The organism is Andreprevotia lacus DSM 23236, assembly GCF_900176275.1.
Classification (GTDB): Bacteria; Pseudomonadota; Gammaproteobacteria; order Burkholderiales; family Chitinibacteraceae; genus Andreprevotia; species Andreprevotia lacus.
Genome location: NZ_FWXD01000002.1, coordinates 195985 through 210457 on the forward strand (window position 1 = coordinate 195985; position 14473 = coordinate 210457).

General features: G+C 63.2%; 11 protein-coding genes. 3 read left to right on the forward strand and 8 right to left on the reverse strand.

All coding sequences use genetic code 11. The annotated features are described in order from the left end of the window. Nucleotides 1-129: 129 nt before the first annotated feature. Entirely contained in the window at nt 130-1395 is a 1266-nt protein-coding gene (gene fabF, locus B9A19_RS02595; protein WP_084088982.1) for a beta-ketoacyl-ACP synthase II, read from the reverse strand. Between the two features lie 101 nt (nt 1396-1496). Next, nucleotides 1497-2000 (reverse strand): winged helix-turn-helix transcriptional regulator, encoded by a 504-nt coding sequence (locus B9A19_RS02600; protein ID WP_084088983.1) that lies wholly within the window; start codon nt 1998-2000, stop codon nt 1497-1499. 323 nt (nt 2001-2323) lie between these two features. Between B9A19_RS02600 and B9A19_RS02605 the strand changes: the two genes are divergently transcribed. The 3 genes from B9A19_RS02605 to B9A19_RS02615 all read left to right on the forward strand — a co-directional run bounded on the left by B9A19_RS02605 (nt 2324) and on the right by B9A19_RS02615 (nt 5804). After that, a complete protein-coding gene (locus B9A19_RS02605; RefSeq protein ID WP_084088984.1) occupies nt 2324-3130 on the forward strand; it encodes a hypothetical protein in 807 nt (268 codons plus the stop codon). 148 nt (nt 3131-3278) lie between these two features. After that, the gene (locus B9A19_RS02610) at nt 3279-4226 is read left to right on the forward strand and encodes a GGDEF domain-containing protein (RefSeq protein WP_217806963.1); all 948 of its coding nucleotides are present in this window, start codon (nt 3279-3281) and stop codon (nt 4224-4226) included. Between the two features lie 237 nt (nt 4227-4463). Then, the gene (locus B9A19_RS02615) at nt 4464-5804 is read left to right on the forward strand and encodes an RtcB family protein (protein WP_245804244.1); all 1341 of its coding nucleotides are present in this window, start codon (nt 4464-4466) and stop codon (nt 5802-5804) included. 20 nt (nt 5805-5824) lie between these two features. Here B9A19_RS02615 and B9A19_RS02620 read toward each other — a convergent pair whose 3' ends face one another. The 6 genes from B9A19_RS02620 to B9A19_RS02645 form a co-directional block, all read right to left on the reverse strand. Next, nucleotides 5825-8413 (reverse strand): site-2 protease family protein, encoded by a 2589-nt coding sequence (locus B9A19_RS02620; RefSeq protein ID WP_139798613.1) that lies wholly within the window; start codon nt 8411-8413, stop codon nt 5825-5827. 129 nt (nt 8414-8542) lie between these two features. Beyond that, nucleotides 8543-9307: a substrate-binding periplasmic protein gene (locus B9A19_RS02625; protein WP_139798614.1), complete on the reverse strand. Its 765-nt coding sequence runs from the start codon at nt 9305-9307 to the stop codon at nt 8543-8545. A 135-nt stretch (nt 9308-9442) separates the two neighbouring features. Further along, nucleotides 9443-11329, reverse strand: a complete 1887-nt coding sequence (locus tag B9A19_RS23225; RefSeq protein WP_139798615.1) for a beta-1,3-glucanase family protein — start codon at nt 11327-11329, stop codon at nt 9443-9445. Nucleotides 11330-11475: 146 nt separating this feature from the next. Further along, nucleotides 11476-12318 (reverse strand): carbohydrate ABC transporter permease, encoded by an 843-nt coding sequence (locus B9A19_RS02635; RefSeq protein ID WP_176216741.1) that lies wholly within the window; start codon nt 12316-12318, stop codon nt 11476-11478. Next, a complete protein-coding gene (locus B9A19_RS02640; RefSeq protein WP_084088990.1) occupies nt 12300-13187 on the reverse strand; it encodes a carbohydrate ABC transporter permease in 888 nt (295 codons plus the stop codon). The genes B9A19_RS02635 and B9A19_RS02640 overlap by 19 nt, the downstream gene beginning before the upstream one ends. Beyond that, entirely contained in the window at nt 13184-14437 is a 1254-nt protein-coding gene (locus B9A19_RS02645; RefSeq protein ID WP_084088991.1) for an extracellular solute-binding protein, read from the reverse strand. Before B9A19_RS02645 ends, B9A19_RS02640 begins: the two co-directional genes overlap by 4 nt. Nucleotides 14438-14473: the final 36 nt, after the last annotated feature.

A 14473-nucleotide genomic window follows, 5' to 3' on the forward strand; every position in this document is an offset into this window, starting at 1 on the left:
GCCCAGCGCAAGCGCGAAATAAGTGTTAACAGGCCCTAGGCCGGCAGGCTGGCATGATGCATGGGCCGCCTTGCCTCGCCCGGGACTGGCCGGCATGGTCGTGTGCCGGGCAGCCTGCTTGTGTCCGGTTCAGACAAATCGACGGAGCAAGATGCTCGCATTGACGCCACCAAATCCGAATCCGTTGGAAATGGCATATTCAATGTCCATGCGCAGTGGGGTCTTGCGCACGATATGAACGCCGGCGGCCATTTCATCCGGGGTGTCCAGATTGAGCGTGGCAGGGGCTATCTGGTCGCGGATGGCCAGCGTGGTAAAAATGGCCTCTATCCCGCCTGCGGCGCCAAGCAGATGGCCTGTTGATGACTTTGTCGCAGACACCGCAGGGCCGTTGTCCGGGCCGAATACGGTCTTGATGGCGTTCAATTCGCTGCTGTCGCCCAGTTGGGTAGAGGTGGCGTGGGCGTTCAGGTGCTGTATGGCGTCTGGGCTGATACCGGCTTGCTGAATGGCCAGTTGCATCGCCCGGCGTGCGCCGTTGCCGTCGGCCGGTGTCGAGGTCATGTGATAGGCATCCGAGCTGGTGCCATAGCCGACCAGCTCGGCGATGGGTCTGGCACCACGGGCGAGCGCATGGTCGAGTGCTTCGATGACCAAGAGGCCGGCACCCTCGCCGATGACAAAGCCATCCCGCGCCTGATCGAACGGGCGCGATGCCTGCGTGGGGTGTTCTCCAAAGTGGGTGGACAGGGCCTTGGCGGCGGCGAAGGCGCCCACACTGACCCGATCAATGCAGGCCTCGGCACCACCGCAGAGCGCGATGTCGGCCTCGCCGGCGCGAATCAGGCGCGCCGCATCGCCGATGGCCTGTACGCCGGCGGCACAAGCGGTAACAGGTGCGCCCAGGGGCCCGGTGAAGCCATGCTGTATGGCAATGCTGCCCGCCGCCATATTGGCCAGGAAGCTGGGAATGGTGAATGGGGAGAGGCGGCGAGGACCCTTGCTTGCGGTGGTGCGCACCGCATCCGCTATTGCGCCAAAACCGCCGATGCCCGAGGCAATGATGGTTGCAGTCCTGGCGCGCTGCGCCTCGTGTTGTGGTGACCATTGCGCTTGCTGCAAGGCTTCCTGGGCGGCGGCAAGCGCGAACAGGATGAAACGATCCATCTTTTTCTGATCTTTGGCACTTGCGGCAGACAGCGGGTCGAAGCCGGCCGGGCAGTCTTCCGCGTAATCCGGCACCAGGCCGGCCACGGTGGCGGCAATGCCTTCCACCATGTCCGCAGGGAGAGTGACCAGGCCGGAATCACCGCGAAGCAACCGCTGCCACACGTGTTCGACACCACAACCCAGCGGGGACACGATGCCCATGCCGGTGATGACAATTCGCTTCATCTCATTCCTTGCGTAGCTGATAAAGGGCGTACTACCCGGGTATTGCCTGCCGGAAGGCGCGACATTTCGACGCGCCCTTGCCGCAGCGGGGGCGGTTGTCGCTATTCATTCCCCGCTGGCGCGGATTGCCTGCCGGCAAAGCGCTGCCGGATTTGCTGGTCGGCCGCCGGGCCGGGGACGATGGAATGGCTCTCGCGCGTGATCAACTGGCCCGTTTCCAGATCAACCAGACCTATCCGGGCCGGGCGGCCCGAGGCCTGGTCGATCAACTGGATGGCACGCCCCTCGGGCGATAGTTGTTCGCTACCCCATTCGACGAAGGCCAGCAGGATCGGCCGGAAGGACCAGCCCAGCTCGGTCAGCATGTATTCATGGCGGGGCGGCTTGCTGCTGTACTGCACGCGCTCAAGCAGGCCGGCGCCAACCAGATCGCTCAGCCTGCGGGTAAGCATGTTGGGTGCAATCCCCAGGCTGACTTCAAATTCGTCAAAGCGCGTCAAGCCGGACATGGCATCGCGCAGGATGAGGATGCTCCACCATTCACCCACGCGGTTGAGGCTGCGAGCGATGGGGCAGGCCCAGGTACTGAGGTCGGTGCGTTTCATCGGCTGGTCTTGGATGTAACTTTCAAAATGAAAGTAACTATATGCTATCAAGATGCAAGTAACAAGCTGCCGCAGAAGGTCTGCACAGGCCCCGGGATTGGCCAGCCTTCATCGCGTCGGGCACGCGCCGGCGCTGGCATTTGCCGCTCGGCTTGTCGGGGCGGGGCTTGCTGCCGGAAAACCGTCGCGTTCGCGCCCCCCTGCCAGGCGGGCTTTGTCCGCCTCAGTCGAGCGGGCGTGGCACGGGCGTTTCATCATCTCAGCATTTTCTTATGCTTAAATGGAGTTCAGTCCAGCTGCTGAGTTGAAGGAGTGCCTTGCCCATGTCGGAAATGATTTTCGAGACCCCTGTATTCATCAAAGAAATCCGTGAAACAGCGGTAGATACCGTCAAGACGCCGTTTTTTTATAACGATGGCGGCGTGCCAACCTACCTGAGCGAGCTGCCGACCGGCATCACGCCGCTGGTGCCGGCGGTGACCAACCCTGCCATGGCCATGGGCAATGAATACATCGTGGCCGATGTGATGGGGGTGAAGCAGACGCCGCCGTATGGCGTGGAAACCCAGTTGGGTTTTGCCGCCAGCGAGGTGGCGTTTGCCCCGCTGTGGGCCACGCGCGATGTGGCGGCTGCCTTCGGCATTACGCTGGTGGAGCCGGGGCAGGCGGTGATGCTGAGCAGCCCGGTGGTCGAGCTGCAGCAGATCGAATATGAGTATGGCGTGTTTGCCGGGCACTGGTCGCCGTATCAGGACACCGGCCGCAGCTTGCTGAGCGTGGTGTGTACTGATCTGGAGCACCACAATTTTCCGCATGTGTTTGCCTCAACCGACCCGACCCAGCCCCTGGTGACGTCGGTGGCGCGCTATTGGCCCAAGCTGGGTGTCATCCGTCTGGCTGATTTGTGGGTGCCGCGTGGCAGCGCGTTGTATATTCCGCCCAAACCGGCCTCGGCCCAGCTGGAATGCATCGACTTGCACAACAACCGCAACTCGGCGCGCGCCTGTTGGGGCGATATCCGCCAGAACAGCATCGTCACGCAGACTTTGCTGCAGAACGACAACGGCTTTTTCTACTGGTACTGGAATGCCCTGCCGACGACGCACGGCAAGCCCGTCACCGTAGGCTGAGAACCACTGACAAAACCCTGCTGGCCGCGTTGCGCTCACTTGTCGTACGACTTGTACTGCCTGCGTTTCGCGCGCCTTGCCAGCACCGTTGCACTGGGTTTTGTCAGCGGTTCTGAATCCACATCATCATTCATCCGGGAGGGATGGCATGTCCGATATGTCCGATGTTGGCGAACTGGGCAGCGACGTTTACAAGACGCTGCTGGAGTCGACCAAGGCGATTCCGTGGAAAATCGACTGGGCCACCATGCGTTTTGCCTACATCGGCCCGCAGATCGAACCTTTGCTGGGCTGGCGTCAGGATAGCTGGATCAGCGCCGAGGACTGGGCTGCGCGCATCCACCCGGACGACCGCGATTACGTGGTCAACTTCTGCATCTCGCAATCCAAGGCCGGCGTGGACCACGAGGCCGACTACCGCGCGCTGACACGCGACAACGGCTATGTGTGGATACGCGACGTGGTGCACGTGGTACGCAAGGAAAACGGCGAAGTCGATGCGCTGGTAGGCTTCATGTTCGACATCAGCGAGCGCAAGAAGACCGAGGAAAAACTGCTCAGCCTGCAGCGCGAGCTGGAGGCGCTGTCGTTCAAGGACGGGCTGACCGGCATCGCCAACCGCCGCCGCTTTGACGCCAGCCTGAGCACCGAGTGGGAAAGCGCGCGCAGCAGCGGCCAGCCGCTGTCGCTGATCCTGCTCGATATCGATTTCTTCAAACAGTACAACGACCTTTACGGCCATATCCAGGGCGATGCCTGCCTGACCGCTGTGGCGCAGACGCTCAATCTGGCGCTGGCCGGCCCGCGCGATCTGGCTGCACGCTACGGCGGCGAGGAATTCGTCCTGATGCTGCCGGAAACCGACGCCGCCGGCGCGCTGGCGGTCGCCAACCGCTGCCGGCGCCTGATCGAACGGCAGGACATCGCCCACGTGAAGTCGCCCAATGGCCGCAGCGTCACCGCCAGCATCGGCGTCGGCACCGTCGTGCCACACGATGGCCTCTCCCCAACCGATTTCATCCAGGCGGTAGACCGGCAACTGTATGCGGCCAAGCAGAACGGGCGGGACCGGATCGAGGTGGCCGACCACATCTAGCGTCGCCCTGCCGCGCGAACCCCGCGCGGCAATGTTGCAAACTGGCCGCAGTCAGTGGCGTGTCGCTTGTCGCGCGCTGCACCGCTGACTAGACTGCAGATTCCCTTCCGATTCGCTGCTGATCGAAGGCATGCCACTCGCCCAAAACGGCGAGTGCTAGCTCATGTCTTTGGAATTCAGCAGATGTCTGCCCATTTTTCCCGCTTATCCAAATCCTTGGCCCGCCAGGGTGTCCATGTGGACTATACGCATGGGGTGTATCGGCTCAGCCGTGCCGACGCCAGTGCCAGCGTACTGCTACCAGCCACGTTGCCGCTGGAGCAGAAAGCAGTAAAACAACTGCTCGACTTTGCTGCCGTGCGTTCAGCAGACGGCGCTCATGCTGTGTGCAAAGCCTGCGCCACGCCGGATTTTCACCCCGGCAGCGTGGTGCCGGTGGGCACGGTTGTGGCAACAGCCAGCGATTTCGTCATCCCGGCCAGCATCGGTACCGATATCAATTGCGGCATGCGTTTGATCACCACGGGTCTGACCCTTGCTGCCTTTCGGCAGATCGAACCGCAATTGCAGGCGTATCTCACCCGAACCTTGCTGCAAAACGGTCGCGATGTGCCCTTGCACACGCAGTCCTACCGTGCCTTGTTCGACGATGGCCCGCTGGCATTCATCGACAGCCTGCATGCTGGTGGCCTTTGGTCACAGGTGGATGCACAACGGCTGGCCGACGAACTGGGAGCCTGTATTGGTCTGGATTCATTTCAGGCAGGCAGCCGCTGCGCGCCGGATGCGCTGGTCGGTGCGCGCGAGGTGATTCGTGATCCTTGCCTTGGTACGCCGGGGGGCGGTAATCACTTTGTCGAGTTCCAGTGCGTCGATGCCGTGCTCGATCGGCATGCTGCTTACGCAGCCGGGCTGCGCGCCGACGATGTGGTGCTGATGATTCATAGCGGTTCGCGCGATTTGGGGTTTTACGTCGGCCAGCGCTGGATGGATCGTGCCCGCGCAGCGTGGCCGGCTGGCCTCAAGCACCCGGACAGCGGATTGTACGGGCTGGCTGGAGCGCTGGCGCAGGAATACCTGACTGCCATGGGTACGGCTGCTCGCTATGCATGGGCCAATCGCCTGGTACTGGCGGAGTTGGTGCGCCAGGCGCTGGCGGCGGTCGCAGGTGTGACCGCATCGCGGCTGGTGGTCGATGTCCCGCACAACGTGGTGCTGCAGGAGCACGGCTGGAATGTGCACCGCAAGGGCGCTACGCCAGCGCATGACGGTGATCTGGCGCTGATACCCGGCTCTATGGGCGATGCTTCCTATCTCGCGCTTGGCCTTGGTCAATCAGACTGGCTCTGGTCATGCAGTCATGGTGCTGGTCGACGCATGCGGCGGCAAGACGTGAGGCGCATGCGCCAGCCGGAGTCGGATGGCAGCTGGCGCTGTGTAACTCTGCGCGAGGAGCGTCGCATCGAAGAAGCGCCACAGGCCTACAAACCCATCGGCCCGGTGATCGACGCACAGGAGCAGGCGGGACTGATCCGCCCGGTGGCTCGGCTGCGGCCACTGCTGACGTTCAAGGCTTGAGGCAGGCCCGGCTGCCGGGTTCATTCAAAACGGACCGAGCCTGCACACAGTGATGCCAACGCGTTGCGCATTGCTTCAACGCGTACGCGCTGCCAAGGTTCGGTAGCTGCCACTGGCTCGTCATGGTCATGGTTGGAGCACATGCTGCGACTGTTTCCGAACAGTTTGGCTGCCTCATCCCGCTTGCCGTTGACCAGCAAGGCATAGACCAGTTCACCCGGTTCAACCATCAGCACGGCAGGCGTGTTGCCCATACCCAGCAGGCGGGCACTCCAGCGTGTGTCCGGCTTGTGGAAAACCGCGGCATCCCGCATTGCTGCCAGCCCGCCAGCCTTGTCGCCGCCAAGCAACAGGGCCCAGGCATGGTTGAGCTGTTGCTGCTGCCTCGGCCAGTTGAATTCGGTTTCGGATGATTGAGGGTGAGGGGCGGTAAAGATGCCGAGCGCTGCCTTGTATTGTTGATGGCTAAGCAAATACCAGCCCCGTGCAGCGGTGATCTGCTGCTGCAGGTTCTGTGTGCTGTCGTTCATGTTGCCTGTCACCGCCAGGCTGTTCAGGATCGCGAGTGCCTCTTGTGCGTGGCCTGCATCATCTGTTGCTTCAGCCTGACGTATGGTGGCGCTGATCAAGGCGTTGCCGTGGGCAGGCGCCAATTGCCGATAGTGAGCGATTGCACCAGCCAGGGCGCTGGCACGCTCGGCAGCGGTTCGGTCGGCGAGCGTCCAGAGCAGCTTGTTCAGCTGCGAATCGATCATCTGGTCGATGTTGAGCAGATTGCCATCCTTGCCGGCTGCAATGATGGCGTCTTGTGCCTTGTCACTGTCGTCTAGCCGCAATGCCTGATCCCATGCCAGATCGACATGACGCGGGTCGCTGGCTGGCAGGCGGCTGGCAATGTCCAGCAGTTTGCTCTGACGTACCTTGGCCGCGGCTTCATCATCAATGTCGTTGTTGAAGACGACATCAAAAGCGGTCTGAGCATTGCTGCGCTGGTCTGTTGGCTCCGTCATGGCAGGTGCTTTGTGGCCTATCCACCCCAGGTCCATTGCCAGCCAGCCGGCAAACGCCAGCGGCGCAGCCAGGGTTAGCAAGATGGCTACGCTTTCCCACCAGCGCGGGGCTTGCACCGCACGGCTGACGAATATGCCGCGCACCAGCGGGCTTAGTGCCAGATAGGATTTGCCCGGTTTCAGCGCCATTGCGCGCTCGAACAGCGGGGCCAGGCGTTCCTGTTCGCTACCGCCCGGGTCGGGTACGTGATGGAGCTTGAGTGTCTGCCACTGGTGGCGCAGGCCGAGTACCAGTACGGCCGGGATGATCCACAAGCCGGGCGATGACAGTTGCGAGGCCAGCCATGCCGTTGCGGCAATGCTCAGCAGGGTGAACAGCAGCCTCGCTGTGGGCCAGCGCTGGAACAAGGCCAGCTCCAGCAATCGCCCACCGTCGAGCGGGATGACTGGCAGCAGGTTGAACAGATTGATCACCACCGCCATGATTGCCGCCAGCTGGGCGTGCTGGTGCCAGTCGGCCGGTGGCTGGCTACCCAGCCAGAACAGCATGCCGAAACCAGCCAGCAAGCCCGGCAGGGGGCCGGCCAGATAGGCGATGGCCTGCTTCCATGCCGGTATTGCGCTGGGGCGGCCGGTGACGACGGCGCCGACGAAGGGCACGACGAACATTTTCACATCGCGGTAGCCAAACAGCCGCATGGCGATGGCGTGGCCTGATTCATGCACCAGCAGGATGATCAGCAGCAGCACCGCTTGCTGCCAGCTGATCAGCCAGCCCCAGCCCAGCAGGCCCAGCAATGCGGTGCCGAGCAGCAGCAGCTCTTGCAGCCAGGGGCGCTTGCGGCGCAGCTGCAGGTAGCGGGTGTGTTCGGCGGCACAGAAGGCGTAATAGGCTGCTGCTGCTGCGCTCCCCTCGGTGCTGGCGCTTTGGTAGGGGCGTTGCATCAGCGCGTACTTGCGCATCACCTGGCGGGTCAGCCGCAAGGCTGTGCGCCACGGATAGAACCAGCCCCCGCCACGCTGCACCACATTCCCGCTGGCCTGCAAGGCCGGAAAGGTGGACTGCTGGAACTGGCAGATGCGCGCATGGGCCTGCGCTTCATCCAGCGTTTGCAAGCCGTGCTGGCGTGCACGCGTCAGGTGGTCTTGCCAGTGCGAGGGCAGGTCATCCGCCCACGCGTCTCCCGAGAGGGTCGCTGGCAAGCGCACCAAGCCATATTGCGACATGCGGTTGCAGGTCAGCAGCAATGTGTCCTCGTCGGTCACGCTGAAAAACAACACCGGGTAGCCGGTGCCGAGCGAGGGCGCAAAGGTCAGCAGGGCCCAGGCTGCTTCGTCGCGATGTCGCAGCAGCACGCCGTGGCGCAGCATCGGGCCGATGTGGATATGCAGTGGGCGAACCGGCGCAAAGCCCAGTGCCAGCAGTTCGTCCACGGCCGCCTGCTCGTGCGCGGGCAGCGTGCGATCTTCACCCGGGGTGATGTGCGCGGGATATTCCTCGACCAGCAGGAACTGGTACACCAGCAGCACAAAGCGCATGAGCGGGCTGACCAGCAGCAGCACAAAGAACAGGGGCAGTAAATCGAGCAGACGGGGCATGGCAGTTTCGGCAAGAGGTGTCCGGCCATTGTCCAGCAAATACAGGCTGACGCAACGCTTTCATTTTGGTCTGTTGCGCCGGGATCAAGTGACCGTCTGCGGGGCAGGGGCCGCCGGCGCATACCGGTATCAGAAGCCGTAGCGTTCCAGAATCTGCTGGTAGCTGCCGTCTTTTTTCATGGCGGCAATGCCGGCGTCGAACACCGATTGCGCCCGGCTGAGGTCACGCTTGCGGCTGAAGGCCAGATAGGTCGGGCTGGTGTCGATATCCGGCTTGAGCGGCAGCACCTGGCCATAGAGGTTGTTCTGCTTCATCACGTAAATGGCGTTGTAGCGGTTGGCCACCATCACGTCGATGCGCCAGCTCAACAGCTTGCGCACATTGGTCAACGTATCGTTGGCCATTTCTGCATTGTGCAGCTTGCCCTGGGCCATGAGCAGGTTGAAGGCGGGGCCGTTGCTGGCCTGATTGAGCAGGCCGATGCGCAGGTCGGCCAGGCTGAGCAGATCGCCGTCAAAACGCCAGCCGTTGTCGATGTGCACGAACAGCGTGGTGGTGAAGGGAATGATGCTCTCGCGTGAAAAGAAAAACTGCGCATCGCGTTCCTGCGTGCGTGCCGTTGCGAACACGCCGTCGGCGTCCCCATTTTGCACGTCGCGCAAAGCCCGTGCCCAGGGCACGACCTGGATATCCACCTGCCAGTTGCTGCGGGCATAGGCGCTGCGGATCAGCTCGACCGCAACCCCTTGCACCTGCCCGTTTGCCTCGTATTCGTAAGGCGGATAGTTGCCGGTGACCAGCCGCACCACCTCGGCCAGCGCGGGCGCGGGCAACAGATGCAGCAGGGTGGCAATACAGCAGGCACGCAGCATGGTGATGGTCCGGGCGCGCAATCGACGCCTTTCCTTACAAGCATAGCTGCTGGCGGCATAATCACGACCCCGGCTGGCGCGCGGGCAAAAAAAAGGCGACAGACAAGCTGTCGCCTAAGCCAAGCCAAGGGAAAAAATCTTGCTTCGTGTTGCCTGTTACCAGCCCGCGGTGACGACCAGCGCCTTGGGGTTGCCAACTTCCAGCAGGCTGCTGTGGTTGCGGACGTCGTCATAGCAGAAGCCGTAGGACAGACCGTTGATGCTGTGGTCGTGCCAGAACTTTGCGTAGTAGTTGGCCGGCGCCTGCAGGTAGTAGTAGGCGGCGTTGCTCCAGTTGGCCTGATCCACGGTCTGGATCAGGTGGCGGTTGAATGCGGCGGTGATCTGCGCCTGCACCACCAATTCGTCCGACGAACCGCTGGCGAGGTTGCCCGAGCCTTCCAGGATGGCCAGTGTGGTCGGCTTGCCGTGGATGTAGAGGTTGTAGGCGCCGCCATTCTTGTTGAACACGAAGTCGTTGCCGACGACGTGGCCGCTGAAGGTGCCGGCTTCGGCCGTGAAGGTCAGCTCGTGGCTGGCGTAGTAGCTCCAGATCTGGTTCACGTAGTTGTCGAAGTAGCTGGCGTAGCTGCCGGCCGGGCCAAATGCACCCTTGGCCGGAGCCACGATGCGGTACGGTGCCTTCACCAGCGTCTTGAACTCCGCGGGGACGTCGTTCTGGTAGGCGGCGAACAGCGCGGCGCGGCTTTCGGTTTCGCCCACGGTCTTGTCGTAGCCATCGTTGCCGATCAGACGGGTCAGGATGGGGAAGCCGAACTGGTCCACGCGGGTCGAGTTGCCGTGATAACCGTACTGGTCAACGGTGAATTCCACCCATTCGAAGTACACGTCCTGGTTCGGGTCGGTCGGGTTGCCCAGATCGGGGCCGGCAAAGCCGGTGCGGCCGTCGCCGGTGGTGTTGATCTTGATGTACAGCGGCGAACCCAGGCTGATGAACATGCGACCCGAAGTGATGCGCGGCAGCGATACCCAGCTGGTGCTGCTCAGCTTCTGGAAATAGTTGCTGTAGTTCTGGCCGTTCTTGCTCAGATGGTTGGCACCATCATTGTCGGCCACGGTGGCAGGCACCAGGTTGCCGGCGCTGTTGACGTAGACCAGCTGGCCGTTGGCCGGGTCGTAGCCGATGATGGCCCAGTACACCTGGCTGTCGGCAAACGCACCCTTGGTACCGTTCAGCAGCTGGATGGTCATGGCGCCATTGCCGGTCGGGATGTTGGTAACCGGTGTCGGGGTCGCTGTCGGCACGGCGGTCGGTGCCGTGGTCGGACGCGGTGTCGGCGTCGGTGTGGCCGGGACTGCGGTCGGGGCCTTGGTCGGGATCGGGGTTGCCGTCGGGGCCGCTGTCGGCTGGCTGCCGCCGCATGCACCGACGTCATTCCAAGGCTTGCCGTCGCCCAAGCTTTGCGGAGGCACTTCGCCCTGCGTCCACCACTTGGCCACGTAGTTGCGGCTGGCGTAGCTCACCTGTGCGCCGCCGTTATAGGCGGTGCTGCTGTTCCAGGCCGGATAGCAGCCCGCGCCGGTGCTGACCGGGGTCGGCGTTGCGGCCGGCTTGGCAGTCGGGGTTGGCGTGCTGGTGGGGGCCGTGGTCGGCTTGGGTGTCGGCGTACTGGTGGGCGCAGCGGTCGGTGCTGCAGTTGGCGCAGCACCGATGGTTACGCTGAACCACGGCGTATCGTAGGCCGGGGTGCCGTTGTTGTAGGTGAAGGCGTAGCGCAGCGCGTTGCCGGTGGCGACATCGACCTTCTGCTCGTAGCGGGCGCTGCTGCCGTTGTAGCTGGTGCGCAGGTTTTGCTGTGCGCCACCGTTGACGGTGTAGTGCACGTCCACCCAGCTGGTGCTGACGTTGGACTTGAACCAGATGACCGCGCTGTTGCCGCTGACATCCACACCATTGCTGTAATCCGCCGCCATTGCGCGCATGGCCAATAGTGCAAGGCCCAGCGCGAATAGCCGGGCGGCCATTCGTATCCAGTTGTTCATTGCTCTCTCCATCCCGCTTGGGCGGGTCGTTTTGGTTTGCCGGCAATTGAAAGCGCTTTCAGTTTTTCTGTCAAGCGGTCTGGATAGTCGGTGATGGAAAATGACAAACGGCGGGGCTGTTGTGGCTTGTGCGATACAGCGCGGGATCAGTGTTCGTGCATGCCGTTACCGGCCAGCACACTGCGCCACTGGCGGGTGGCCAGTGCCAGTACGATCAGTGTCGGTACGATGGCCAGCAGGGCACCGGCCATCACGCCACCCCAGTCCCCGCCTGATGCACCTTGCATGGCACGCAAGGCAACGTGCACCGTGTAGTGCTCGGGCGAGGGCAGTACCACCAGTGGCAGCAGAAAGCTGTTCCATGTGGCGATGAAACAGATGACCGCCAGCGTGGCAAGCGCGGGTTTGCATAATGGCAGCGCGATTCGGACAAACAGCTGCCATTCATTGCAACCGTCGATGCGCGCGGCGTCGAGCAGGGCTTGCGGTATGCCCTGGGCGATATGCTGACGCATCAGCAACACGCCCATGCCGCTGACCGCTGCCGGCATGTAGGCCGCGCGGAACTGATCCACCCAGCCCAGCTGGTTCACCCAGAAAAAATAGGGCAGCACGGTCATGAACGGCGGTAGCAGCATGGCCAGCAGCGCCAGCGCAACCAGCATGCGTTGCCCGGCAAAGCGGTAGACCGCCAGCGCAAAGCCGGTGAGCGCGGAAACGGCCAGGCTGAGCACGGTGCCCACGCAGGTGACATAGAGGCTGTTGCCCAGCGCAGACCAGAACGGCGTGGCCGACAGCGTGGCGATGTTGTTGGCAAACTGCCGGCCGGGCAGCATGGGCGGTGGCAGATTGAAGATGCTGGCGCTGTCGTGGCTGGCAAAGACCAGCAGATACCAGAACGGCAGCAGCATCAGCATGCCGGCGGCGACCAGCCACAGCCGCGCCAGCCAGTGCTGCCAGCGCGGGCCGTTCAGTGCCTGCCCGGCCATGCGCGTTCCTTGCCCAGCAGATTGAGGGCCACGATCAGCGTGACGGTGCTGACCAGCAGCAGCCATGCCATGGCGGCGGCGCTGCCCATGTCGCCATTGATGAAGGCCAGCCGGTAGATGTAGAGCGAGGTAGTCAGTGCCGATTGGGTGGTGCCGCCATCGGGGGCGAGGATGAAGGCTTCATCGAACAACTGGCAGCCACCAATCAAGGTGAGCGTGCCACCCAGCAACAGCATGGGGCGCAATTGCGGCAGTACCACGCTGCGGAAGCGCCGCCAGCCGGTGGCGCCATCCAGCGTAGCGGCGTCGAGCAGGTGCGGCGGCAGGTTTTGCAACGCGGTCAGGTACAGCACGGTGTTCCAGCCGGTGTAGCGCCAGATCACCAGCAGTGCGATCGAGAACTTGATCCAGTGCGCATCATGCAGCCAGTCCACCGTGCCCAGCCCCAGCCGGGCGAGCATCTGGTTGAGCAGGCCGAATTCGTTGGAAAACAGCGTCATGAATACCAGCGCGATGGCAATCGACGAGGTGACATAGGGCAGCATGCAGACAAAGCCGGCCAGCCCGCTCAAGCGGCCCAGCCGGGTATAAATGGCCCAGGCCAGCGCCAGTGCCAGTACGTGCTGCGGGATGCCGGCCAGCAGGGTGAGCACCAGCGTGTTGGCGAGCGAGGCCCAGAACAGCGGGTCATGCCAGGCGAACCGGAAGTTCTGCCAGCCGGCCGGCCGCAGCCCGGCCAGCCCGGCGACCGCATCGCCATGCTGGAAGGCCAGCCACAATGAACCCGCGAACGGCACCGCCACGAACAGCAGAAACAGCACGAAGAATGGCGCCGCAAACAGATAGGGCGCCCAGCGGGTGCCGCTCATTGCCGCAAGCGCAGCTCGATCTGCTTTTGCGCATCAGCCAGTGCTGCGCGAATGTCCTTGTCGTTGAACAGCACCGCGTCCAGTGCGGCATTCACCTGTTCTTCGGCCAACGGGTCGTTGCGGTCCAGTCGTGTTGCCGGTGTGGCCTGCGCTGCATTGCGCCACAGTTTGCGCGCCGGCTGGCCGCCGAAGAAGGGCATGGGGGCATCGACATAGGCATCCTGCATTGCGCTGTTCAGCGCAGGAAAGGCCTGCAGTGCCGGCGCCTGCCAGGCGGCAAGCTGTATCTTGCTGTCGGCGCTGAGCAGTTGCATGAATTCCCACGCCAGTTGCTTGTTTGCCGCTTGCGCCGGAATGGCATAGAACGAGCCCCCCCACGCCGCGTTGCGTTGTGCCGGCAGCGGCGCAGCACGCCACTGGCCGCCGGTGTTGGGGGCCGCCCAGCTCTCTAGCTGGCCGGCAAACCACGAGCCACTCGGCACCGTCGCCACCTTGCCGCTGCGCAGCATGGCGGTCCATTCGTTGGTCCACGGCGTGACGCGCGCATCCAGCCCTTCCTTGCGCACCGTGCGTGCCAGCTCGAATGCCTTGATGAAGCGCGCACTGGTAACGGCGGGGCGGCCATTGTGGTCGAAGTAAATGCCCTCGCCTTCGGCAGTATTGGCGCGCAGATACAGGTTCTTCATGTCGTGTGCATTGGCCAGCAGATACTGGCCAGTGGCCGCTTTCAGCTTGCGTCCGGCGGCCAGCATGCCCTCCCACGAGGTGGTCAGGTCGGCCTCGCGCAGGCCGGCGCGGTCGAGCACGTCCTTGCGGTAGAACAGTGTGCCGGGGCCGATGTCGGCGGGCAGTGCATAGATGGCCTTGCCGGTGGTCGCCTGCTCGAAGGCGTAGTGGACGAATAGCGGCCGCAGGCGCGCGGCCAAGTAGGGCGGGGCGGTGAGGTCGGTCAGCACCCCGGCGGCTTTGAAGCGGCCGAGGTAATTGGCCTCGATGCCGACCAGGTCAGGCACGCCGCTTTTGCCGGCCAGCTGGGTGACCAGTCGGTTGTGATGATCGGCATAGCCCAGCGTGGCCAGATTGATGCGCACGTCGGGGTGCAGCTTCTGCCACGCCGGCAATGCAAGCTTGACGGCTTCATCCAGCTTGGGAAAAACGGCAACCGTCAGTACCTGCCCGGCGTGTACGGCCGAGAGCAGAAAAAAGGTGCACGCGGCCAGCACCGGCCGCAGGCGGTGTTGCGTATTCATGCTTGTCTCCCCACGGCCTTCAGACCGTTTTCTTGT

Bases quoted from the DNA above. Each gene is read 5' to 3' on its own strand.
- fabF (WP_084088982.1), bottom strand. From the start codon at position 1,395: ATGAAGCGAATTGTCATCACCGGCATGGGCATCGTGTCCCCGCTGGGT.
- B9A19_RS02600 (WP_084088983.1), bottom strand. From the start codon at position 2,000: ATGAAACGCACCGACCTCAGTACCTGGGCCTGCCCCATCGCTCGCAGC.
- B9A19_RS02605 (WP_084088984.1), top strand. From the start codon at position 2,324: ATGTCGGAAATGATTTTCGAGACCCCTGTATTCATCAAAGAAATCCGT.
- B9A19_RS02610 (WP_217806963.1), top strand. From the start codon at position 3,279: ATGTCCGATATGTCCGATGTTGGCGAACTGGGCAGCGACGTTTACAAG.
- B9A19_RS02620 (WP_139798613.1), bottom strand. From the start codon at position 8,413: ATGCCCCGTCTGCTCGATTTACTGCCCCTGTTCTTTGTGCTGCTGCTG.
- B9A19_RS23225 (WP_139798615.1), bottom strand. From the start codon at position 11,329: ATGAACAACTGGATACGAATGGCCGCCCGGCTATTCGCGCTGGGCCTT.
- B9A19_RS02635 (WP_176216741.1), bottom strand. From the start codon at position 12,318: ATGGCCGGGCAGGCACTGAACGGCCCGCGCTGGCAGCACTGGCTGGCG.
- B9A19_RS02640 (WP_084088990.1), bottom strand. From the start codon at position 13,187: ATGAGCGGCACCCGCTGGGCGCCCTATCTGTTTGCGGCGCCATTCTTC.
- B9A19_RS02645 (WP_084088991.1), bottom strand. From the start codon at position 14,437: ATGAATACGCAACACCGCCTGCGGCCGGTGCTGGCCGCGTGCACCTTT.